Origin of the sequence: Cellulomonas sp. Root137 (assembly GCF_001426725.1) — a bacterium.
Taxonomy (GTDB): Bacteria; Actinomycetota; Actinomycetes; order Actinomycetales; family Cellulomonadaceae; genus Cellulomonas.
Genome location: NZ_LMFG01000008.1, coordinates 1 through 1189, shown reverse-complemented (window position 1 = coordinate 1189; position 1189 = coordinate 1). Strand labels below are relative to the sequence as shown.

At 72.7% G+C, this 1189-nt stretch carries 1 protein-coding gene; it reads right to left on the bottom strand.

Going from position 1 to position 1189, the window contains the following annotated elements; translation table 11 throughout:
• On the bottom strand, nucleotides 1-932 hold a 932-nt coding region (locus ASD18_RS20600; RefSeq protein WP_156388126.1), incomplete at its 3' end, for a methyl-accepting chemotaxis protein.
• Nucleotides 933-1189 lie beyond the last annotated feature (257 nt).

Here is a 1189-nt window from a genome sequence, read left to right as displayed (position 1 = left end):
GACGTCTCATCCGACCCCGCCGCCACCTGGTCCGACGACGCCGACAGCTCCTCCGCCGCCGCCGCCACCGTCTCCGAGGTCTCCACCACACCGGCCAGCGCGGAGCGCACCGAGTCCTGCGCCTTGTTCAGCGCGTGCGCCATGCGGCCCAGCTCGTCGTCGGAGACCACGTCGGCACGGACCGTGAAGTTGCCGGCCGCCATCGCGTTGAGCGACTGCCGCACGCGCTGCACCGCGGCGAGCACGTTGCCGGCGATCGCGAAGCCGAGCACCAGGGTCACGACGAGGGCGACGGCCAGGCTGAGCATGAGGATCAGGGCGGCACGGTTCGCCTCGTCCGAGGACTCCTCCGCGAGGCCGTCGGTGTACGCCACGGTCCCGGTGACGATCCCGTCCAGGTCCGCCACGAAGGTGTCGACCAGCGGCTGGCTCACGGTCTCCAGCACCTCGGAGTACAGCGCCGTGTCGTCGCTCGTCGCGGCCGGCACCAGCTGCTCGTCGCGCACCTGGAGCCACGCCGCGTAGTCGGCGACGAACGCCTGCCAGTTGGTGTCGGCGGCCGCCTCGGAGGCGTTGTACGCGTCGATCGCGGCGGTCATCGCGGCGTCGTTGGCGTCCTGCTTGGCCAGCCACCCCTGCTCGTCGGCGGGGTCGTCCACGGCCGCGAGCTGCGCGACGATGAGTCGCGCCTGCGCCTGGCCCGTCTGGACCTCGACACGCGTGCCGACGATGTCCGACTGGATCATCGCGAGCGTCCGGGTGTCCGCCGCGGCATGGCGCAGAGCGGTGACGGCGTAGGCACCCGACCCGAGGGCCACGACGGCGAGCAGCAGGATCGCGGTGAGGATCTTGGTGCGCACGGAGCGGTTCCGGAACCACGCCCCCGAGCGACGCGGGGCCGGGGCGGTGCTCGACGGGTGGGTGGTGCTCATGGGGCTGGCTCCTCGGTGTGCGATCTGGCGTCGGCCCACCGATCGGCCGGATCCGCACGGAACTGAGCCCTCGCGCGACGACGCCCCGCCGCGGTGTGCGGCGGGGCGTCGGTCTGCCTGGGTCTATCCGGATTACCGGTCAGAAGGTGAAGGCGGACACGCGGGTGCGCAGGTCGGTGGACAGCCGGGCGAGCTCGCCCACGGCCTGACCCATCTGACCGAGCACCTCCGAGGACGACGCCGCCGAGGACGCGACC